The sequence below is a fragment of the Nocardiopsis sp. CNZ308 genome, assembly GCF_004217075.1.
In genome coordinates this window covers 2,676,618-2,696,906 of the sequence record NZ_SHKJ01000001.1, presented here as the reverse complement: position 1 = coordinate 2,696,906, position 20,289 = coordinate 2,676,618, and the positions used below count along the sequence as shown (strand labels likewise).

20 protein-coding genes are annotated in these 20,289 nt (G+C 72.5%); 8 read left to right on the top strand and 12 right to left on the bottom strand.

Annotated features, from left to right (window positions below; translation table 11 throughout):
* Window positions 1-200: 200 nt before the first annotated feature.
* Entirely contained in the window at window positions 201-497 is a 297-nt protein-coding gene (locus EV372_RS11725) for a DUF4287 domain-containing protein (protein WP_130396020.1), read from the bottom strand.
* A gap of 375 nt (window positions 498-872) precedes the next feature.
* On the opposite strand from EV372_RS11725, the gene EV372_RS11720 reads away from it, so the two are divergent.
* From EV372_RS11720 to EV372_RS11710, 3 genes are all read left to right on the top strand, one after another.
* Window positions 873-1,712 (top strand): EamA family transporter, encoded by an 840-nt coding sequence (locus tag EV372_RS11720; RefSeq protein ID WP_130396019.1) that lies wholly within the window; start codon window positions 873-875, stop codon window positions 1,710-1,712.
* A 45-nt stretch (window positions 1,713-1,757) separates the two neighbouring features.
* Entirely contained in the window at window positions 1,758-2,753 is a 996-nt protein-coding gene (locus tag EV372_RS11715; RefSeq protein WP_130396018.1) for an amidohydrolase family protein, read from the top strand.
* 136 nt (window positions 2,754-2,889) lie between these two features.
* Entirely contained in the window at window positions 2,890-4,461 is a 1,572-nt protein-coding gene (locus tag EV372_RS11710; RefSeq protein ID WP_130396017.1) for a long-chain-fatty-acid--CoA ligase, read from the top strand.
* A 67-nt stretch (window positions 4,462-4,528) separates the two neighbouring features.
* Here EV372_RS11710 and EV372_RS11705 read toward each other — a convergent pair whose 3' ends face one another.
* From EV372_RS11705 to EV372_RS11690, 4 genes are all read right to left on the bottom strand, one after another.
* The gene (locus tag EV372_RS11705) at window positions 4,529-5,326 is read right to left on the bottom strand and encodes a VOC family protein (RefSeq protein ID WP_130396016.1); all 798 of its coding nucleotides are present in this window, start codon (window positions 5,324-5,326) and stop codon (window positions 4,529-4,531) included.
* 280 nt (window positions 5,327-5,606) lie between these two features.
* Window positions 5,607-6,104 (bottom strand): GNAT family N-acetyltransferase, encoded by a 498-nt coding sequence (locus EV372_RS11700; protein ID WP_253795839.1) that lies wholly within the window; start codon window positions 6,102-6,104, stop codon window positions 5,607-5,609.
* Window positions 6,105-6,139: 35 nt separating this feature from the next.
* The gene (locus EV372_RS11695; RefSeq protein WP_130398884.1) at window positions 6,140-6,391 is read right to left on the bottom strand and encodes a Smr/MutS family protein; all 252 of its coding nucleotides are present in this window, start codon (window positions 6,389-6,391) and stop codon (window positions 6,140-6,142) included.
* Between the two features lie 98 nt (window positions 6,392-6,489).
* Window positions 6,490-6,945 (bottom strand): GNAT family N-acetyltransferase, encoded by a 456-nt coding sequence (locus tag EV372_RS11690; RefSeq protein WP_130396014.1) that lies wholly within the window; start codon window positions 6,943-6,945, stop codon window positions 6,490-6,492.
* A 475-nt stretch (window positions 6,946-7,420) separates the two neighbouring features.
* On the opposite strand from EV372_RS11690, the gene EV372_RS11685 reads away from it, so the two are divergent.
* The gene (locus tag EV372_RS11685) at window positions 7,421-7,969 is read left to right on the top strand and encodes an RNA 2'-phosphotransferase (RefSeq protein WP_130396013.1); all 549 of its coding nucleotides are present in this window, start codon (window positions 7,421-7,423) and stop codon (window positions 7,967-7,969) included.
* A gap of 26 nt (window positions 7,970-7,995) precedes the next feature.
* Here the strand turns inward: EV372_RS11685 and EV372_RS11680 are convergent, their stop codons facing one another.
* From EV372_RS11680 to add, 5 genes are all read right to left on the bottom strand, one after another.
* Window positions 7,996-8,889 (bottom strand): transposase, encoded by an 894-nt coding sequence (locus EV372_RS11680; protein ID WP_130395136.1) that lies wholly within the window; start codon window positions 8,887-8,889, stop codon window positions 7,996-7,998.
* 344 nt (window positions 8,890-9,233) lie between these two features.
* Entirely contained in the window at window positions 9,234-10,061 is an 828-nt protein-coding gene (locus tag EV372_RS11675) for a class I SAM-dependent methyltransferase (RefSeq protein ID WP_130396012.1), read from the bottom strand.
* Between the two features lie 112 nt (window positions 10,062-10,173).
* Entirely contained in the window at window positions 10,174-11,139 is a 966-nt protein-coding gene (locus tag EV372_RS11670) for an SURF1 family cytochrome oxidase biogenesis protein (RefSeq protein ID WP_130396011.1), read from the bottom strand.
* Between the two features lie 211 nt (window positions 11,140-11,350).
* Window positions 11,351-12,397, bottom strand: a complete 1,047-nt coding sequence (locus EV372_RS11665; protein WP_130396010.1) for a chaplin — start codon at window positions 12,395-12,397, stop codon at window positions 11,351-11,353.
* Window positions 12,398-13,120: 723 nt separating this feature from the next.
* Window positions 13,121-14,179: an adenosine deaminase gene (add, locus tag EV372_RS11660; protein ID WP_130396009.1), complete on the bottom strand. Its 1,059-nt coding sequence runs from the start codon at window positions 14,177-14,179 to the stop codon at window positions 13,121-13,123.
* A 145-nt stretch (window positions 14,180-14,324) separates the two neighbouring features.
* On the opposite strand from add, the gene EV372_RS11655 reads away from it, so the two are divergent.
* A complete protein-coding gene (locus EV372_RS11655) occupies window positions 14,325-14,942 on the top strand; it encodes a hypothetical protein (RefSeq protein ID WP_130396008.1) in 618 nt (205 codons plus the stop codon).
* Between the two features lie 236 nt (window positions 14,943-15,178).
* Here EV372_RS11655 and EV372_RS11650 read toward each other — a convergent pair whose 3' ends face one another.
* Complete coding sequence (locus EV372_RS11650; protein WP_071620995.1) at window positions 15,179-16,636, bottom strand: aldehyde dehydrogenase (NADP(+)); 1,458 nt, start codon at window positions 16,634-16,636, stop codon at window positions 15,179-15,181.
* A 402-nt stretch (window positions 16,637-17,038) separates the two neighbouring features.
* On the opposite strand from EV372_RS11650, the gene EV372_RS11645 reads away from it, so the two are divergent.
* The 3 genes from EV372_RS11645 (at window position 17,039) to EV372_RS11635 (ending at window position 19,326) form a co-directional block, all read left to right on the top strand.
* Entirely contained in the window at window positions 17,039-17,629 is a 591-nt protein-coding gene (locus EV372_RS11645; protein WP_130398883.1) for a TetR/AcrR family transcriptional regulator, read from the top strand.
* Entirely contained in the window at window positions 17,623-18,492 is an 870-nt protein-coding gene (locus tag EV372_RS11640) for an alpha/beta hydrolase (protein WP_130396007.1), read from the top strand. Before EV372_RS11645 ends, EV372_RS11640 begins: the two co-directional genes overlap by 7 nt.
* Before the next feature lie 210 nt (window positions 18,493-18,702).
* Window positions 18,703-19,326 carry an HD domain-containing protein gene (locus tag EV372_RS11635; protein WP_017563491.1) on the top strand — a complete coding sequence of 208 codons (624 nt, stop codon included), beginning with the start codon at window positions 18,703-18,705 and terminating at the stop codon, window positions 19,324-19,326.
* 72 nt (window positions 19,327-19,398) lie between these two features.
* Here the strand turns inward: EV372_RS11635 and EV372_RS11630 are convergent, their stop codons facing one another.
* On the bottom strand, window positions 19,399-20,157 hold the full coding sequence (locus tag EV372_RS11630) for a sulfite exporter TauE/SafE family protein (RefSeq protein WP_130396006.1): 759 nt from the start codon (window positions 20,155-20,157) through the stop codon (window positions 19,399-19,401).
* Window positions 20,158-20,289: the final 132 nt, after the last annotated feature.

Here is a 20,289-nt window from a genome sequence, read left to right as displayed (position 1 = left end):
GAGCGGGGAACGGCTGCCAGCGACGACGGCGGGGAGGGGTACGGAAGGCCGTCGCGGTGCGCGCGGAGGAGGTGGCCGAATTCGGCCACGGGGGCTCGGGGCGGGGGGATTGGGCCGGGGGGTTTCGGCCAGGGCGGCTCCGGGGCCCGCGCGGCCGGAGGAGGTCTCGGCGGCGTCCGGCCGTGCGGGGGCTCGCGGCCTCAGACCGCCTGCGGTCTGGTCGCCTTGCCGTCGAGCCAGAGCTCGGTGGAGGCGTCCCGGTGGGTACCGGTGCTGCCCACGTGCTTGGCGCTGATCCGCGGGCCCTTCTTGATGACGTGGACCAGGGCCATCGCGTGGCCGCGCCCCAGCCCGTAGTCCTCGGCCAGCCACTGGACGATGGCGCCCGCCTTGACCGAAGGGTCGTCGTAGCCCTTCTCCCTGGCGCGGTCGACCAGCGTGCGCGGGGTCAGACCGGTCTTGTCCTCGACGGCATCCAGATAAGCCTGGAACGACATGGGGGCCTCCTCGACTGGGCAGGTCCCCATGGTCACACGCGCCTGCGACATTCCCGCGGCAGCGGCACCGGTCTCCGAGGCGGCCCCAGCCGCGCGGGAGCCGGAGCGCGCGGGAGCAGGAGGTGAAGCGCGCGGGAGCAGGAGGGTTGTCCACAGGCGGGACAGCGGGGTGGTGGACGGCTCCCGGGAGGGGCATGCTCTTGATGGGGGCTCCCGGCCTCCGCGCCGTGGAACACGTCCCCCATGACGGGTATGCCCACCGCGGGCCCGGCACCACCCCGCGCTCCCCGGCCTGTGGACAACCGCCTAGCCTTGCCGGATGCCCCTTCCGCCCCCGCGCCGTCGGAACCCCTCCCCGTCCTCCGTCTCCACCCCATGACGCCGTGGGTCGTGGCCGTGGTCCTGCTCGCGGCGCTGCTGCACGCGGGCTGGAACGCGATCGCCCACTCCATCACCGACCGCCTGCTCGGATTCGCCCTGATCGGCCTCGGCGGAATGCTCGCCGCCCTGCCCCTGCTCCCGGTCGTGGGGCCTCCCCCGCGCGAGGCCTGGCCGGTCCTGCTCGCCTCCCTCGCCACCCACCTGCTGTACATGAGCCTGCTGATGGCCTCCTACCGGACCGGCGAGTTCGGCCAGGTGTACCCGATGGCACGCGGCACGGCGCCGTGGGTGGTCGCCCTGACCGGCATCCTCCTGCTCGGCGAGTCGATGCCCCCGTCCGACCTGGCCGGGGTCCTGGTCGTCTCCGCCGGGCTGACCACGCTGGTGTTCGCGGGCGGCCGCCCCTCCCGCGCACAGCTCCCCGCGCTGCTGGCGGCCTTCGCCACCGGCGTCAGCATCGCCGTCTACACCGTGGTCGACGCCCACGGGGTCCGCCTCACCCAGGATCCGCTGGGCTACATCACGTGGCTCATGCTCCTTCAGGGACCGGTGTTCTTCGTGGTGGCGGTGTTCACCCGCCGCGGCGCACTTCCGCGCCAGCTCAAGCCGGTCTGGAAGTTCGGGCTCCTGGGCGGCGTGGTCAGCGCGGTCGCCTACGGGCTCGTGCTGTGGGCGCAGCTGACCGGCGCGGTCGCGGGCATCGCCGCGCTGCGCGAGACGAGCATCGTCTTCGCCGCGGTGCTGGGGGCACTGCTGTTCGGGGAGCGGTTCGGCCCGGTGCGGGTCGCCGCCTCCGTCATCGTCGTGACCGGAGTTCTCCTCCTGGCTTTCTGAGCGTCTTCATGACTCTGACCAGCGCTTACCCGTATCGTTACCGGCGTGACACGAGCCTCGACCCCCTCCGGGTCCACCGCCGCGACGGACACCGCCGCCACCGCTACCGCCACCGACGCCGACACCGGTTCCGGAACCGATCCCGGCTCCCCCCTCGCGTCGGAGCCCGCGCCCGACCACGGGCCCGAGTCCGCCGCCGTACGCGCGGTCTGGCAGGACCTGGGGCTCCCCGGACTCATCGACGTCCACACGCACTTCATGCCCGACAACGTGCTGCGCAAGGTGTGGGCCCACTTCGACGCCCTCGGCGGCCTGTGGCCGATCACCTACCGCTTCGACGAGGACGAACGCCTGTCCCTGCTCCGGGGCTTCGGGGTACGGCGCTTCACCGCCCTCTCCTACCCGCACCGCCCCGGCATGGCCGCCTGGCTCAACGACTGGGCGGGCGACTTCGCCGACCGCAACCCCGACTGCCTGCGCAGCGCCACCTTCTACCCCGAGCCGGAGGCCCGGGACTACGTGGCCGCGGCGCTGGAGGCGGGTACCCGCGTGTTCAAGGCACACCTCCAGGTCGGCCGCTACGATCCGCGCGACCCGCTGCTGGCCGACGTGTGGGGGATGATCGCGGACGCGGGCACGCCCGTGGTGGTCCACTGCGGTTCGAGCCCCGAGGCGGGCCCCTTCACCGGCCCCGAACCCTTCGCCGAGACCCTGCGCGCCCACCCCGGTCTCACCGCGGTCGTCGCCCACGCCGGGGCCCCCGACTACCGCGCGTTCCTGGACCTGGCCGAGGACCACGAGCGCGTCCACCTGGACACCACGATGGTGTTCACCGAGTTCTCCAAGGACTGGGCGCCCTTCCCCGACGCGCAGGTGCCCCGCCTGAAGGGCGTCGCGGACCGGATCCTGTTCGGCACGGACTTCCCGAACATCCCCCACCCCTACCTCGAACAGCTCCGGGCCCTGGCCCGGCTCGACCTGGGCGACGACTGGCTGCGGGACGTCCTGTACGGCAACGCCGCCCGGCTGTTCGGGCTCTGAGGGCCACCGACTTCCGGCAACCGGTGCTGGACAGCCGACGGCCGTCCGGTGATGGTGGTCGTGGGGCGACCGCCTTCGGCCTCCGCCGCCCCGACCACCGCCCGCCATCACCGACGCGGAAAGGCACCCCGGCACCATGGAACTCGCCCTGACTCCCCTGGAGTTCGCCCGCCGCACCCGAAGACTGCACCCCCGGCGCGAGGCGGTGGTGGACCGCGGCCTCCGGCTCACCTACGAGGAGTTCTTCGACCGCTGCGACCGCTGGTCCCGCGCCCTCCAGGACATGGGGGTCTCCAAGGGCGACCGCGTCGCCTACATCTCCCCCAACACCCACGCCCAGCTGGAGTCCTTCTACGCCGTGCCGCAGCTCGGCGCGGTGCTGGTACCGGTCAACTTCCGGCTGTCGGCGGACGACTTCGTCTACATCGTCAACCACTCCGGGGCCCGGGTCCTGTGCGTGCACGCCGACCAGCTCGACGCCGTGGACACCGTCCGCGACCAGATGCCGGGCGTGGAGCGGTTCGTCGCCCTGGAGGGGGCGCGCCCCGGCTGGGAGGACTACGAGACCCTCGTCGCGCGGGCCACGGCGGACTACACCCGTCCCGGGATCGACGAGACCGACCTGCTGACCATCAACTACACCAGCGGCACCACGGCCCGGCCCAAGGGCGTGATGATCACCCACCGCAACGCGTACATGAACTCGGTGGGCACCCTCCTCCACCTGCGGATCGGCATCGACGACCGGTACCTGTGGACACTGCCGATGTTCCACGCCAACGGCTGGACCTACACGTGGACGGTGACCGCCGCGGCCGCCACCCACGTGTGCCTGCCCGCGATGGACCCGGCCGCCGTGTACGAACTGATCCGCTCCGAGGGGGTCACCTGGCTGTGCGCGGCCCCCACCGTGCTGATCATGCTGTCCAACGCCCCCGAGGAGGTGCGCGGCGAGGTTCCGTCCGGCGTGCACGTGGTGACGGCCGGGGCCTCCCCCGCCGCCGACACCATCGAGCGCCTGGAGGACGGTTTCGGGTGGACCGTCACCCATGTCTACGGGCTGACCGAGACCACGCCGTTCATCACCGTGTGCGAGCCGCGCGCCGAGCACGGAGGCCTGTCCCCGCGCGACCGCGCCGCCGTCAAGGCACGCCAGGGGGTCGAGCTGATCACCTCGGGCGAGCTGCGGGTGGTGGACGCCGACGGCGTCGAGGTGCCCTGGGACGGCACGACGGTCGGGGAGATCACCGTGCGCGGGAACGTGGTGATGAAGGGCTACTACAACGACCCGGAGGCCACCCGGAAGGCCATGGGCGACGGCTGGTTCCACACCGGCGACGCGGCGGTCACCCACCCGGACGGGTACGTGGAGATCCAGGACCGGATCAAGGACGTCATCATCTCCGGCGGGGAGAACATCTCCTCCGTCGAGGTGGAGGGGGTCCTGCTGCGGCACCCGGCCGTGCTGGAGGCGGCCGTCGTGGGCGTGCCGCACGAGCGCTGGGGCGAGTCGCCGAAGGCGTCCGTGGTGCTGCGTGAGGGCGCCGCGGCCACGGAGGAGGAGCTGATCGCCTTCGCCCGCGACAACCTGGCGCACTTCAAGGCGCCCACACGGGTGGAGTTCGTGGAGCGGCTTCCCAAGACGGCCACCGGCAAGATCCAGAAGTTCGTGCTGCGCGGGGGCGCGTCCGCGGTGTCGCGGCAGTAGCCGCCGGGTGCCGGACGGGGGCCCGCGTCCCCGCAGGGCGCGGGCCCCCGTCCGGGCGGCGTCCGTGTCACCCGGGCGGCCAGTTGAGCAGGACGAACCCGGCCTGGAAGGGGTCGGAGCAGACCACGCGGCGCCCCACGCCCGGGACGTTCTCCAGATCCGCGTGCACGTGTCCGCCCGCTGCCACGACCCTCTCCGCGACGGCGTCGCAGTCGGCCACAGCGAACACCGGGTGCCAGTCCTCCTCCCCGCCGGACCGGGCGCCGTCCCCGGGGCCCGCCTGCAGGATGCCCCCGTGGGTGCGCTCGTCACCGGTGCCCGCGGGGCGCAGGACCGTGTACCCGCCGATCTCCTCCCCTCCGAGGGACGGGTCGAACGGGCTGAGGTCCCACTTGAAGACCCCGGTGTAGAACTCGGCCGCGCCGCGTGCGTCGGTGGTCCGCAGCTCCACCCAGCAGAGGCTGTTGACCCGCCCCACCAGGCCGAGGTACATCTCCCCCCGCCAGACGCCGAAGGAGGCGCCCTGGGGGTCGCGGAACAGCGCCTGGCGGCCCAGGTCGAAGATGTCGAACGGCTCCACCAGAAGCGTGCCGCCCAGCCGCTCCACCCGTGTGATGGTGTCCTCGATGTCGGAGTCGGCGAAGTACACCGTCCACGAGGGGTGGTCGCTCTCCCCCATGACCGGACTGACCCCCGCCGCCGGAAGCCCCTCACCGCACAGGAACTTGTAGCCCTCCAGCTGCCGGATGTGCGTCTCGGAGCTCCAGCCGAACACGTACCTGTAGAAGGCTGTCGAGGCCTCCACGTCGGGCGAGGACACCTCGACCCAGCAGGGAGACCCGGGCGTGAAATCCGTACTGATCATCGCTGTCCCTCTCCGTGACGGCACACCACCCTTCGGTTCCTTCCCTGGTGAGGGAGGTTTCGGGGATCGGAGGGGCAAAGACTCACACAACTCGCCGTTGCCGAGCCCGTCCGCGGACGGCACGCGACGCGCCCGCCGGGGGTACGAGTTCGCACGGGCCCCGACGGCTCCGCGCGCGAGGGCCCGCTGCCGACCTCGGCACGGACGCGCTCAGTGTTTGAAGTGCACGAACAGGCGCCCAAGATACTTGCGAAGCCGCACTTCGCAACCCTGGAGGCGCTCAGGCCTGGCCGGGGAGGGCGACATGGACGCGGTGCGGACCGTTGTAGTGGTGGCCCTCGCCCACAGGAAGAAAGCCCAGTCGGGCGGCCAAGCGCAAGCTGGGCGCGTTGTCGATGTGGATGAGCGCCCAGACCGAGTGCAGGCCGAGAGAGTCAAGGCCGTGGCGGAGCAGCGCGCCAGCCGCTTCCGTGGCCAGACCCCGCCCGCCATGGCGGACAGCCAGGTACCAGCCGATCTCCGGCAGCCCACCGGGCAGTTCCCCCGAGGGGCGCAGATGGGCGAGGCCGACCAGAACGCCGTCGAGCAGCACGGCCCAGTGTCCCAGTTCCGGCGGTCCGTCGTAGGCCAGCCGGTTGTCGACCATCCGTCGGGCCAGGGTCGGGTCGGAGAGATCCGCCCCCAACAGGGAGCTCATGGCCGGGTCGGCGAACAGGTCCACCACGTCCTCGGCGTGCCGTTCCGCAAGGGGTTCCAGGACCAGCCGGTCGCTGGACAAGCACTTCTGCCGCTCACCCATCGGACCGCCGGGAGTCAGTGTTTGAAGTGCACGAACAGGCGCCCGAAGTTCTTGGAGTCCTTCTCGACCCGGTGGTAGCGGGCCTTGACGTCCTTGCGGTCGAGGAAGCGCAGCACCCGCTTCTTGAGCTGCCCGGACCCCTTGCCGGGGATGATCTCGATGCTCTTGGCGCCCGTGCGCTCGGCCTCGTCCATGATGTCGTCGAGGGCCCGGTCGATGTCCCGCCCCTTGTTGAAGATGTCGTGCAGGTCGAGTTTGAGCCGCACCGTGCCTCCTCCGCGTCCGGTAGCCGGATCATACGCGTCGCGGGACCGCGCGCCGAAGCCGCGGCGCGGCCTTCTCCTCGGTGCTCGCGGCGTCCCCGTCACGCCCCGAGGCGCAGGGTGAAGACCATCCGGTCCGCGCCCGGCCCCTCGTAGTCGGCGTGCGATCCGGTGACGGTGAAGCCGTGGGCGCGGTGGAAGGCGATCGAGCGCTCGTTGGCGGGGGAGGTGACCGCGCGCACGACCGTGCACCCGCGCTCCCGCGCCCCGTCCGTGAAGCGCCGGTACAGCCCGTTCGCGAGCCCCGCCCTGCGGTGTCCCGGGGCCACCCCGGCGAAGTGCACGTACGCCTCCCCGGGCACGGACGGCGAGGGGAAGCCGATCAGGAAGCCCGCCAGCTCCCCCTCCGCCTCGGCGATGAGGCTGGTGGTGTGGAAGTGGTCGAGGAAGAGCCGGGGGAGGATGTGCGCCACGGGGCGTCCCCACCAGTCGTCGCAGACCGCCAGGATGCGCGGGTGGTCGGAGGGGAGGGCGGTCCGGACACGGACGTCGGTCACGCGGGGCTCCTGCTCGTCGTCGGAGGGTGTTCCGAATCCGGCGATACCCGCCGACGGGTCCGCGAACCGCTTTCGCGGACCCGCCCGCTCCGGGTGCGGGGAACCGCTCAGGGGCGCCCGGGCTCCCGCTCCGGGACCGGCGCGCTCCGCTCCCCCGTTCCTTCCTCCTCCGCCGGAGCGCCCACCACAGCCCGAGCGGGGCGGCCGCCGCCAGCGCCCCGGCGACGGCGAGGGTGAGGGCGTCGGGGCGCACGACCGACTGGCCGCGCAGCGCCTGCCACGTGGTCAGGGCGACCAGGGCGGCGTAGGACGGCACCGCCTCGAAGACCCCGCGCACCGCCTCGCCGCGGTCCACCGGTACCTCCGAGGACCGGGTCGCCTGGCCACCGTAGAGATGTGGACATCCGGGCACCGCCCCGGTATCCGACCGAAAAGCCCTGGCCCGGTCGGAGGCCCGGCGGGGATCATCGGAACCATGAACCAGAGAGAACTCGTACGCGCCTCCAAGTTGCTGTCGCGCGTACTCCGCCACGATCCCGCCCGTGTGGGGGTGCGGCTCGACCCGCAGGGGTGGGTCGGGGTGGACGAACTCCTCGCGGGCTGTGGAAGGTCTGGAGTGCGCCTCAGCCGCGCGGCCCTCCAGGAGGTCGTCGACACCAACGACAAGAAGCGCTTCGTCCTGAGCCCGGACGGCACCCGCATCCGCGCCCGGCAGGGCCACTCCGTCCGCGTCGACCTGGGGCTGGAGCCGAGCATGCCCCCCGCCCTGCTCTACCACGGCACCGTGGGCCGGCTCCTGCCCGCCATCACCGCTGAGGGGCTGCGACCGATGCGGCGGCACGACGTCCACCTGTCCCCCGACGCCGCGACCGCCCGCCGGGTGGGCGCCCGGCGCGGAGCGCCGGTGGTCCTCACCGTCGCCTCCGGGCGCATGCACGGCGACGGCCACGTCTTCCGGGTCACCGGCAACGGAGTGTGGCTGGTGCCCGCCGTGCCCCCGGAGTACCTCGGCGAGCCCGTCTAGATCGTTGATGGGAAAATGTGTCCTGGTCAGTGGTCGTAAGCGATCAACGACCGCTTGACCGGGGCACCCACCAGCCAGTTGTGCCAGATCGCCGCGTTCAGCGCCAGAACCCGCTGGCACACCCGGGCCCAGAGCCCCTCGCTGGTACGGGCGTTGTGACGCTCCAGCCCGAGCTGGTTCTTCAACGTCCAGATGATCGCCTCCACCCGCTGACGCAACCAGGCCGGGAACACCCCGGTATCGGCCTCGTCCCTGCGCGCCGGGCGCACGAGCACATGCCCCAGGTCCGCCGCGGCCTTTTCGATACCGGCCCCGGCGAAACCCTTGTCGCACACGATCGGGCACGGCCCCTGCGCGCACCGCTGGACGTGGAGCAGGTGCAGGGCCTGCTTGCGCTCGTCCAGCTCCTTGGGGTTGGCCAAAGAGAAGGAGACCACCGCCCCGTCGGTGGTGGTGATGAGCATCAGCTTGGACCCCCAGTAGAACCGGTGGTGGGAGGCGTCGCGCCCGTAGCCGCACATCTCGCCCAGGTTCGAGCGGTCCACGGTGGTGCGCGAGGCCCCGCACGGCACGGGGGTGCCGTCCATCAGCCGCAGTTTCTCGTGCCAGGTGGGGGTGTGGCGGGCCAGCCAGCCCGCGGCGGTGAACAGCAGCGGGGCCAGGTGGGTCAGGCGCCGGTTGTACTCGGACTGGTGCGGTAGGCGGCCGAAGAGGTGACCGATCCGGGTTGGTGCCAGACGCAGCCAGCGGCGCTCGTCGTCACAGCGCAGCAGTACCTGGGCGGTGGCGACGCAGATGAGTTCGGCGTCGGTGAGCAGGGGTGGGCGGCCCGGGCCGGTGCGTGAGTTGGCCGAAGGGATCACGTCATCGTCCAGATGGACGTAGAGTGCTGTCAGAAGGGCGTCAAGGTTGGTCGTCACACACCGATCCTCGACGCCCTTCGTCATGGGCGCAGGCGTTTCAGGAATTTCCCATCAACGATCTAGGCAGTGTTCTTTGGACCTCCGCTTCGCTTCGCCCCACCCGCCGCCCGCCACCACCCCCAACGGACGCCTACGGCGCGGTCCCGCTGGTGTCCGGGCGTCCTTCGATGCGGGAACCCTCGGCGCCTACGGCGGGCTCGCTCGCTCCCCACGAACCCGCCTCCGCCACCTCCGGAACCCCGTGGACGCCCGCCCCCCACAAGCTGAAACCGGTTCGAGAAACAGACCCCGGGGCCGGGCACCGCAGCGCCGGGGCGCCGCCCTCCCGCTCTTTCCGAGGCTCAGGGCCGGACCGCCGAGAAGATCGCGGTGCCGGGGATCATCCGGCCGCGCACCGGCCCCCAGCCGCCCCACACCCGGTCGAGCCCCTCGGGCCACTCCGGTTCGACCACGTCCCGCAGCACCAGGCCCGCGCGGGCGATCCCGCGCACCCAGTCGCCCACCGTGTGGTGGTGCTCCACGTAGACCGCGTCCCCGCCGTCGTCCTCCTCCACGTAGGCGCGGCGGTCGAAGTAGGACTGGTTCACGGTGAACCCGTCCTCTCCGGGGTCGTCCGGGAAGCTCCACCGGACCGGATGGGTCACCGAGAACACCAGCCGCCCTCCGGACCTGAGCACCCGCGCGGCCTCGGCCAGGGCGTCGTCGGCCGAGGGCACGAACGGGAAGGCCCCGAAGGAGGAGAACACCACGTCGAAGGCGGAGTCGGCGAACGGCAGCCGCTGGGCGTCGGCCTGCACGGCCGCGAGCGCGTGCCCGGTCCCCGCGTCGATCCTGCGCGAATGCTGGAGCTGGCGGAAGGACAGGTCGAACCCGACCACCTCGCGCACCCCCTGGGCGCGCAGCCACCGCCCGCACTGGCCCGCGCCGCAGCCCACCTCCAGGATCCGGGCCCGCGGGAGGTCCTCCGGGTCGCCGAGCAGGCGCGCCTCGGCCTCGGTCAGGCCCTCCGGGCACCACACGAACTCGGCGTCGCCGAGGAAGGCCCCGTGCTCGGCCTGGTAGGCGTCGGCCGCGCCGTCCCACCACCGGCGTCCGGCGCGGGCGCTCTCCTCGGCGTCCACGGTGCGGCGCGCCACGCGCCCGGGATCCGGATAGCCGTCGTCGTTCATGGGGCCCAGCTTCCCAGAAGGGCGGGTGTGCACGGGGCCCGGGCGCCCAGGCGCTTTCGCGATCGGGTTCCGGAGACAGGGACCCCGTGGTCGTACCGGACGCGTCCCCGGGCTAGGCGCTCCCGGGCCTGCCCGTGCCCGCGGTCGCACCGGAGTCCTCGCCGGACCCCTCAGACCCCGGGGAACTCCGGCCGGACTCCACGGCTTCGGCGGACTCCACGGCTTCGGTGGTCTCGGCGGACTCGGAAGGCTCCGCGGCATCGGCTGTCGCACCGGACTCCACGGTCTCAGCAGCCCCTGCGACCTCCGCGGTCTCACCGGACTCCCCCGCCCCGGCCTCGCGGACGTCCTGGATCTCACGGCGGACGAGGAAGACCCATCCGCCCACGGCGACGACGGCGAACACCCACCACTGCACGGCGTAGGACGCGCTCATCCCCGCGTCCTCCTCGTGCAGGACGACCGGCTCGGGCGCCGCCTCCGGCATCGGGTCCTGGCGGGTCAGGTCGACGTACCCGCCGTAGACGGGGTAGGGCAGGTCCGCGGCGATCTGGTCCACGTCGACCATCATCAGCTGCCCCTCGGGCAGGTCGTCACGGTTGCGCAGCCCGGTGTTCTCCTCGGTCTCGGAGTAGTGCAGGCGCCCGGCCACCTCCACGGTGCCCTCGGGCGCGGGCGGCACCTCCGGCTGGTCGAGGGCGGTCTCGCCGCGCTCGACCCATCCGCGGTTGACCAGGACCGCGGTCCCCTCCTCGGTGACCAGCGGGGTCAGCACGTGGAAGCCCACGCCCCCGGAGCCGTCGCGGTTGCGCAGCAGCAGCTCGTGCCCGGTGTCCCAGGTGCCGGTGGCCTCGACGGTGCGCCAGCGGTCGTCGGGGGCGACGTCCTCGCCGACCCGGGTCAGCTCGGCCACCGGCACGGGGTCGGCGGCGAGGTTGGACTGCTGGAGGTCGACCGCCGCGCCGCGCTGCCCGGCCCGGTCCAGCTGCCAGAAGCCCAGCCAGACGAAGCTGGGCACCAGCACCAGCACCAGCGCGTGGAAGGCCAGCATGCGTTGCGAGAACAGGACTTTGAGCACGTCTTCGAGGTTATGAGACTCCTCCGGCCGCCTCGCACCGCCCCTCGCCTCCCCGCACCGCGCGGCCCTCGGCCCGCCTGGCCGGACCCGCCGCCGCGGTCGGGGCCGAGCGCCGCCGACCGCTCCCCTCCGACGGTCCGCACGCGGACGGGGCCGCCGGTCACCGGCGGCCCCGCGTGTGTGAGAGGGGGACCCGGGTCCCCCGCCCCTGCTACTCGTCGTCGCCGGTCGCGGCGGCGGCCCTGCGCTTGCGGGCGAAGTACAGCCCGGCGCCGCCCGCGCCGACCGCGGCGACGCCCGCGGCGACCAGACCGGCCAGGGCGCCACCGGTCACGGGGAGCTGCTCGTCGGCCTGGGGCTCGGTCGGCTCCTCGCCGGTGCTGGAGTCGTCCTCGCCCTTGTCCTCCTCGCGGGGCGCCTCGGGCTTCTCCTCACCCGGCTCCTCGGGCTTCTCCTCCTCCGGCTTCTCCTCCTCGGGCTGGCCGGGCTCCTCGGGCTTCTCCTCGCCGGGCTCCTCCGGCCGCTCCTCCTCGGAGATGATCTCCATGCAGGAGCCCTCGGCCAGGCCGAGCACGGACACGGCGTTGCCGCAGATGTCGACGGCCGCGTCCACCGGGACCACGACCTGGTTGCCGCTGCCGATCCCGCCCGCGCCGCTGGTGGCGGCGTCGGGGGCGCCCTCGTTCTCGGGGGAGGCCTGGATGATGTTGATGATGGTGGTGCACTTGGCGCTGGAGCCGCCCAGGATGGCCACCGAGTTGCCGCAGATGTTGACGGCGGCGTCCACGGGAACGATGATCTGGTTGCCGCTGGCCACACCGCCGGAGCCGTCGGTCCTGGTGGTGGGCGCGTCGGCGCTCTCCTCCTCCAGGACCTCGACCACCTCGACGCACTCGGCCTGGCTGATGCCGCCGACCGCGGCCGCGTTGCCGCAGGCGTCGATGGCGGCGTCCACGGGAACGATGATCTGGTTGCCGCTGGCCACACCGCCGGAGCCGTCCGTGGAGGCCCCGCCCTGGCCGCTGGCCTCGTAGAGGACCTCCGAGACCTGGGTGCACGTGGCGCTGGAGATGCCGAGGATCGCGATCGAGTTGCCGCACAGCTCGGCTTCGACGTCCACGGGCACGACGATCTGGTTCCCGCTGCCGATCCCGCCGGAGCCGCTGGTGGTGGTGTCGGCGAAGGCCGCCGCCACGGGCGCCACGACCAGCCCGGCGGTCATGACGGTGGCGAAGGAGTAACGGAGTGTGTTGCGCATGTGCGGAGGTGACCTTTCACGGGTACGGCTCGGTGATCGCGCCGTTGCGACGCTGGTCCGCGACGGGACCGGTGCCCGCGTCGTCTCGCGGGTCCGGCTGTCCACGGCGGTGCGGGTCCGCCAGCAGAGAAGACTGCGTGACGGCGGGGCGACCCGCATGTGTGAAGTCGCGGTTCGAAAGTTCGCGGAACCGCCGACGGACCGAAACGTTAGCAAGCCACCGAAGGCTCGCAGGCGTTTTCGGGAAATACTCTTCCCCAGTATAAGTACAGTCCGCAACAGATTCGCTACACGAAGTCATAACAGCAGCTCACAGCGTGCTCTATTGACTACTCTGCGCTTATGGTCACCTACTCCAGGTTGCCACAGGAAAAGAAAATTTTCCCGGTAAACCCCACAACCGAACCTACTAAGCAACTTCGCAGATTCGCACCCAAGTCACCCCTTTGCGCCCGAAACCCCGTGTCAGGCTTTCCCTCCCGCGTACAGATAATTCCCTTATGGGCGAAAAGACGAAAAAAGGGAATGCCCGCGGAACCCCGCCAGCGGCGCCGTACCGCCCGGAGGACGCGACCGCCGGAAGCGTGTGACGTGCGTCCCCCTCGTCAGGACACGCCCCGTTTCCCCCCTGGGACGTGCAGGCAACCCGTCCTCGCCCGCCTGGGGCCGCGGCGGCCGTTCGCGGACCCGCACGTCACACCGGCGACGGTTCCGGCCAGGACGCTAGCGCAGCGCCGCGACCTTCGCCGGGTCGACGCCGTGGCGCGCGGCGACCCCGCCGATCTCGGCCAGCAGCGCGTGGCGGCGGGCCGCGCCCAGGTAGGAGGCGTGCACGCCGTTCGCGGCGAGCCCGACCAGGTCGGCGGCGTCCAGGCCCAGGGCGTGCGCGGCGCGGTACTCGCCGTTCAGGTCGGTGCCGAACATGGTCGGGTCGTCGGTGTTGAGGGTGACCAGCAGACCGGCCTCCAGCATGCGGGGCAGCGGGTGGTCGCCCAGCTCGGCCACGGCGCGGGTGCACACGTTGGAGGTGGGGCTGACGTCCACCGGGATCCGCCCCTCCGCCAGGCGGTCGACCAGCGCCTCGTCGCGCATGGAGTCGATGCCGTGGCCGATGCGCTCGGCGCCGAGCGCGTCCAGGGCCTCGCGCACCCGTTCTGGACCGCCGTGCTCACCGGCGTGCGGCAGGCTGGCCAGTCCGGCGGCCCGCGCCCTGCCGAACACCCCGGCGTACTGCTCCAGCGGGGTCTCCACGCCGCCGACGCCGAAGCCGACGACGCTGGGCGGCGCGTCGCGCAGGACCGCCTCCACGGTGGCCTCCGCGCTCTCCAGGCCGAAGTCGGCGGGGAAGTCGGGGATCCACCGCAGCTGGATGCCGTGCCGGCTCTCGGCCGCGCGGCGGGCCTCCTCGATGCCGTCGAAGACCACGCGGGCGGGCACCCCGCGCATCAGGTGGGTGTAGAGGCTGACGTGCATCTCGGCGTAGCGCACGTTCTGCGCGGCCAGGCGTTCGGCGACAGCCGAGGCCAGGAGCGCGAAGTCCTGCTCCTCGCGCAGGGTCGCGACCGAGGCGAGGTAGACCTCGACGAAGTGCGGGAAGTCGGTGAAGACGTACCAGTCCCGGAGCGCCTCCAGGGTGTCGGGGACGTCGGTGACGCCGTGCCTGCGGGCGAGGTCGAACAGGGTGTCGGCGGGCATCGACCCCTCCAGGTGGACGTGCAGTTCCACCTTGGGCAGGTCGCGGATGAGCGCCTCGACGTCGGGAGGCGTGGAGTGGGTGTGCATGGCGACAAGTTACGCGTGCCGGGGAGCCGCCCCAAGCCCCTGCCGGTCAAGTTCACAGCCGTCCGTCAGAAGCGGGCCCGGATACGGTGAGGGGGTGGTCCCCCAGCCCCCGCCGCGGTCTCCGCGTCCCCCGTCGGGCCCCGCCGTGTTCCGCGCGCGCAACCTGATCCGCGCGCAAAGCAGGCCGCGCCTCGCCCCCTACGTGGTCTGCGGAACGATCTTCCTCGTCCTGTGGCTGGTCTGTCTGATCCCGACCGCCCACCTCACGGACACCCCCGCGCGGTTCCTCTCCTACTCCGGTGCCGGGCTGGCCCTGGCTGTCGGGGCGACCGCGCTCGTCGGTGAGCTGACCGCCCGGGGGACGCGCCGCTCTTCCCGTGACGTCCCCCTGCCGGTCAACACCGATCCGTACCGGCTGGCGATGGCCGAGAAGCTGGTGGAGGAGGGGGTGCTGAGTCCCGACCCCGAGACCAACTGGCTGGCCCGGATCATGGCCGAACGAAAGCTGAGGGAGTACGGGATCCGGTTCCCCCGCCGCACGTCCGCCATCTGGGCGGCGGTGTCGTGCGTGCAGGCGGGATTCCTGGTGTGGTGGCTGTCGACGGAGGGCCTCTCCGTGAACACCGTGTGGCTCCTCTTCACCCTCCTGTGCAACGTGCTGTTCGTGTTCCTGCACCCGTCCATGGCGGCTCGGGACAGGCGTTGTGCCGAGGCGCTCCGCGACGCCTACGACCACTACGCGGCCGGAGGACGGCACTCCTAGGACCCGCCCACCGCGCCCCTCGCGACTCCGCGTACGACGCGCCGCCCGCTCCGGAAGGCGACCCGGCACGTGCCCTCGGTGTACTGCTCCGCCCCTGTGCCGACCCAGGAGACCGGCCCTCGCCGAACACGAACCCCCGAAGCCGCACCCGGCACGTCCGCGGTCGGTCCACCGACGGCGCGCCCACCGGGCACGGGCACCCGCCGGGCGCGTCGGCAGACGCGCCCGGCAGGCGGTCAGGCGGAGGGCGCGGCGCCGTTCACGCGGCGCGGCACACCCAGCGGGTTGTCGTCGCGCAGCTCCCGGGGCAGCAGCGACTGCGGCACCGACTGGTAGGTGACCGGGCGCAGGAAGCGCCGGACCGCCGTGGTGCCCACCGACGTGTGCAGCGGCGCGGTGGTGGCCGGGTAGGGGCCGCCGTGGGTCATGGCGTGGGTGACCGCCACCCCGGTCGGCCAGCTGTTCCAGAGCACCCGTCCGGCCAGGGACGCGCCCAGCGCCAGCAGCGCGGGCGCGATCTCGTCGTCCTCCTCGCCGTGCACGGTCACGGTGAGCTGGCCGCCGAACACCCCGGCCGCCTCCAGCAGCCGCCGCTCGTCGGGGTAGGTGACCACGAGCGTCGCCGGGCCGAAGCACTCCTCCAGGAGGGTCTCGGCGTTCTCCAACAGGGAGTCCAGGTCGGTGCGCAGCAGGGACGGGGTCCAGTCGTCACCGGTGCGCACGCCCTGGACCAGCACCTCGGTGGCCGGGTGGGCGCTCAGGGCGTCCAGCCCGCGCACGAAGCCCTCGGAGACCCGCTCGTTGAGCAGCGGGGCTGCGGCGCGCCCGCCGAAGTCGGCGACGAGGGCGTCGAGCTTGGTCTCCTCCGGCACGAACAGCACGCCGGGCTTGGTGCAGAACTGGCCCGAGCCCATGGTGGCCGAGTCCGCGTACCCGCCCAGGATCTCGTCGCCGCGCGCGGCGGCGGCCGCGCGGGTGACGAACACCGGGTTCACGCTGCCGAGCTCCCCGTAGAAGGGGATCGGGTCCGGTCGCGAGACCGCCAGGTCGAACAGGGCCCGCCCGCCGGGGATGGACCCGGTGAAGCCCACGGCCCGGGTGAGCGGGTGGGTGACCGCGCGTTTGCCCGTCTCCACTCCCTCGACCAGGGCGAAACCGCCCTCGGGCGCCCCGGCGCCGTCGAGCGCCGCGACCACGATCTCCGCGGTGCGCCGGGCGAGCCGGAGGTGCCCGGGGTGGGCCTTGACGACCACGGGGCACCCGGCGGCCAGGGCGGAGGCGCTGTCCCCTCCGGCCGTGGCGAACGCGAACGGGAAGTTGCTCGCCCCGAACACCACCACCGGCCCCAGCGGGACCAGCAGGCGGCGCACGTCCGGGCGCGGGGTGCCCCAGTCGGGGTCCGCCGGGTCCACGGCGGCCTCCAGGTAGGAGCCCTCCTCCAGGGTCTCGGCGAACAGGCGCAGCTGGAAGGTGGTGCGGCCCAGCTCCCCCCGGCAGCGCGCCTCGGGGTAGTGCGCCTCCTCCATCGCGATCGGCACGAGCTCGTCGGCGGCGCCGTCCAAGGCGTCGGCGACGGCGCGCAGCAGTCCGGCGCGCTCGCCCGGGGTGAGCGCGGCCAGGAGCGGCGCCGCCGCGGCGGCCCGTTCCATCACGGCGTCGAGTTCCTCCGGTGTGGTGTCCGGGGCGGTGGTCATGGCTCTCAGCCTCCAGGAGGGTGTGTACGCTGCGTCGGCCCTGATCCAACCATGCCAGAGCCGAGCAGGAAAGCGCTATCCAAACGTGGGGCGCACTCCGCGCACGCAACGTCCGGGAGGCCCGGGCCGGGGCTCCCCCCGCTCCGGGCCGCTGGCCCCGCTCCGGGAGGGGCGGTGGAACGAAACTGGAATTTCCCCGGAACCAGGTGATTCCGGAAAGGCATCATAGGAGCTGTGACGACAAACTCCCGAAGCTCAACGCCCCCGCGGTCACGACGCTCCCCAGGCAGCACGGGGAGCGACCACGCGTCACGCGAGGACCGTGGACGAGCCAGCGTCGCCCACGACGAACTCGCCTTCGCGCAGGCGCCGCTGCGGAGGCTGCCCGCCCAGCAGCGCAGCATGCTCAGGGTCCAGCGCATGCTCGACTGCTGCGCCGAACTCCTCGACGAGGTCGGCTACGACAACCTCTCCACGACCAGGATCGCCGAACGCGCCGGGGTCGCCATCGGCTCCGTCTACCAGTTCTTCCCGGACAAGAAGGCCATCACCCAGGCCCTGGGCCTGCGCTTCCTCGACCAGTTCGGCACGCGCGTCACCGAGCGCCTCGCCGACGCCTCCTTCAGCCACTGGACCCTGGCCGTGGACGCGGTGGTCGACGAGTACATCGACATGCACCGCCACGTGCCAGGCTTTCGCAGCCTGCACTTCGGTGACATCGTCGACGCACGCCTCCTCAACGGAGGCGCCGACAACAACCGCGTCATCTCCATCCGCCTGCGCAGGATCATCGTCTCTGTCACAGGCATCCCCGACAATGAGGAACTCGACCGGGCCATCGACGTCGCCGTCGAGGCCGCGGACGCCGTGCTCAAGCTCGCCTTCCGCGACGACCCCGAGGGCGACCCCGCGCTCGTCCGCGAGGCCAAGCACCTGGTCAGCAGTTACCTGTCCCACTTCTCCCAACGCAACGGAGGCGACCATCCGTGGTAGCCGACGCCGGCACCCTCTCCCGGCCCGTCACCGGAACGGCCGCCGGAGTGCCCTTCCTGGCCCTCCCGCCCGCCAGCGGTGACGTCCCGGCCCCGCTCGTACTGGGCCTGCACGCCTTCGAGCCTCCCCGGGCCGAGGCCGCCCTGGCCGGCACCGTGCCCATGGCCCCGCTCCCGGCCTGGCGGGTCTACCTGGGCCTGCCCCTGTTCGGGGCCCGGCTCCCCGAGGGCGGCGTCGCCGAGATCAACCGGCGCGGCGAGCGCGACTACCTCGTCGAACTGTTCGGCCCGGTGGTGGAGGAGGCCGCCGCCGAGCTCCACCGCGTCACCGCCGACCTGCGCGCCGCCTTCCCCGTCACCGACGCGCCCGTCGGGCTGGTCGGCGTGGGCGCCGGAGCCGCGGCCGTCCTGCTCACCCTGGCCGAGGGGCGCCTGCCCGTCGGCGCCGCCGCCGTCGTCAACCCGGTCGTGGACCCCGCCCTGGTCATCGCCGCGCGCGAGCGGCGCACCGGCACGGCCTACGAGTGGACCGAGCAGGCCCTGAGCACCCGCGACTGGCTGGACTTCTGCGACCGCGCCGAGGAGGTGTCCCGCGACCGCGTCCCCCTGCTCGTCGTCAGCGGGGGCCGGGACGAGGTCGTGCCCCCCGAGCACGGCCGGTCACTGCACGACGCCGTGGCGGCCCACGCACCCGAACATGCGCTCCGTCACATCGTGGTCCCCGAGCTGGCCCACGCCATCGGTCCGGAGCCGGGCCTGCGACCCGGCCCGCTCACCCCGGCCGGAGTCCTCACCGACCGGGCGCTGACCGAGTGGTTCCACCAGCACCTCAGCTCTTCCGACCAGGTCCGGACGGCCGAGTAGGGGCTCCGGCGGACCCGCCGGGCGCTTCGTCCGCTTTCCGGTCCGGTGCGAAACCCCCCGTTCACCGGGTGCACCCTGGCACCTCCTCCGGCGTCCCCTCAACGGACGCCGCCGCGACAGCTGGTGCGCGTTCCATGGGATCATCCAGTGGCGGCCGCACGGAGCGGCCCACCTGACCGTTTCGACTCATCCTTCAGGAGGGCGAACCACGTGACGGAACCGGCACCGGTCTTTGCCAGCGGGGTCGACAACGAGCGGTTGAACGCGCAACTCCGCTTCCTTCTGGAAGTCGACAAACTCAAGCGCATCCTGCGGCAGTCCCTCCTGGTGGACGGCTCCCGGCGCGAGAACTCGGCCGAGCACTCCTGGCACCTGGCCCTGTCAGCCCGCACCTTCGCCGAGTACGCGCCCGAGGGCACCGACATCGACCGCGTCGTCGAGATGCTGGTCCTCCACGACATCGTCGAGATCGACGCCGGGGACACCTTCCTCTTCGACACCGTCAACTCCCGGACCCAGGCGGAGCGCGAGCGGGCCGCGGCCGACCGCATCTTCCCCCTCCTGCCCGAGGACCAGGCCGAGCGGGCCCGCGAGCTGTGGGAGGAGTTCGAGGCGCGCGCCACCGCCGAGGCGCGGTTCGCCCGCGCGGTCGACCGGCTCTCGCCCATGCTCGCCAACTGGCACAACGAGGGCGGCACGTGGGTGCGCTTCGGGATCACCCGGGCGCAGGTGATGGAGAAGGTCAAGCTGATCCAGGAGGGGTCGGAGGCGCTGGGCGCCTACGCGACCGCCCTGGTGGACGACGCCGACCGCCGCGGGTACTTCCGGACCTGACCCCGGCGGGGCACGACCCGAAGCCCTCTCGCGGGGCGCCGCGGGTCCGTGCGAGGGCTCGGCGGGGCGGGGTCAGACCCGGCCCATGATGATCTGGACCGCGGCGGACAGCCCCACCAGGACCAGGCACACCCGCAGGGCGGCCGGGCTGAGCTTGCGCCCGAACCTTCCGCCCAGGTACCCGCCGATGATGGTCCCGCAGGCGATGAGGCCGACCACCGGCCAGGCGGGCTCGGCCAGGACGATGTAGAACACCGAGGCCGTGGTGTTGACGATGGTCGCGAGCATGTTCTTCAGGGCGTTGAGCCGCTGGATCTCCTCGTCCAGGGCGGTGCCCAGGATGCTCATGAGGATGATCCCCTGGGCGGCGGCGAAGTAGCCGCCGTAGGCGCCGGTCGCGTAGGCGCCCAGGGGCAGCAGAGGGCCGCCGTCCCTGTGGGCGGGCCTGCGCGAGCGGACCCACCGGGTGATCCGCGGCTGGAGGACGATCAGCACGCAGGCGAGTCCGATCATGAACGGCACCACGGCCTCGAACACGCCCGGAGGCAGGTAGATCAGCAGCAGGGCGCCGGTCACCGCTCCGAGGAAGGACATGCTGCCCAGCCGGAGGATGCGGGCGCGCTGGCCCGCCAGCTCCCGGCGGTAGGCGATGGTGCCGCTCAGCGTCCCGGGGGCCAGGCCGATGCTGTTGGAGACGGTCGCGGTGATCGGCGGGTAGCCGAGCGCCAGGATCACGGGGAAGGTGAACAGGGTCCCCGACCCCGCGATGGCGTTGATCCCGCCGGCCGCCACACCGGCGAGAAGGATGACCGCCGCCTCCCAGAGTTCCATCCGCCCAGCTCTCCCTGTCCGCCCCCGACGGTCGAGGACGACAACAGACTACGAGAGCAGGTCATCGGATGATCATGCCGGGATACGCGGAGGGCCCGAGCCCGGTACTGGACCGGGCTCGGGCCCTGGCGG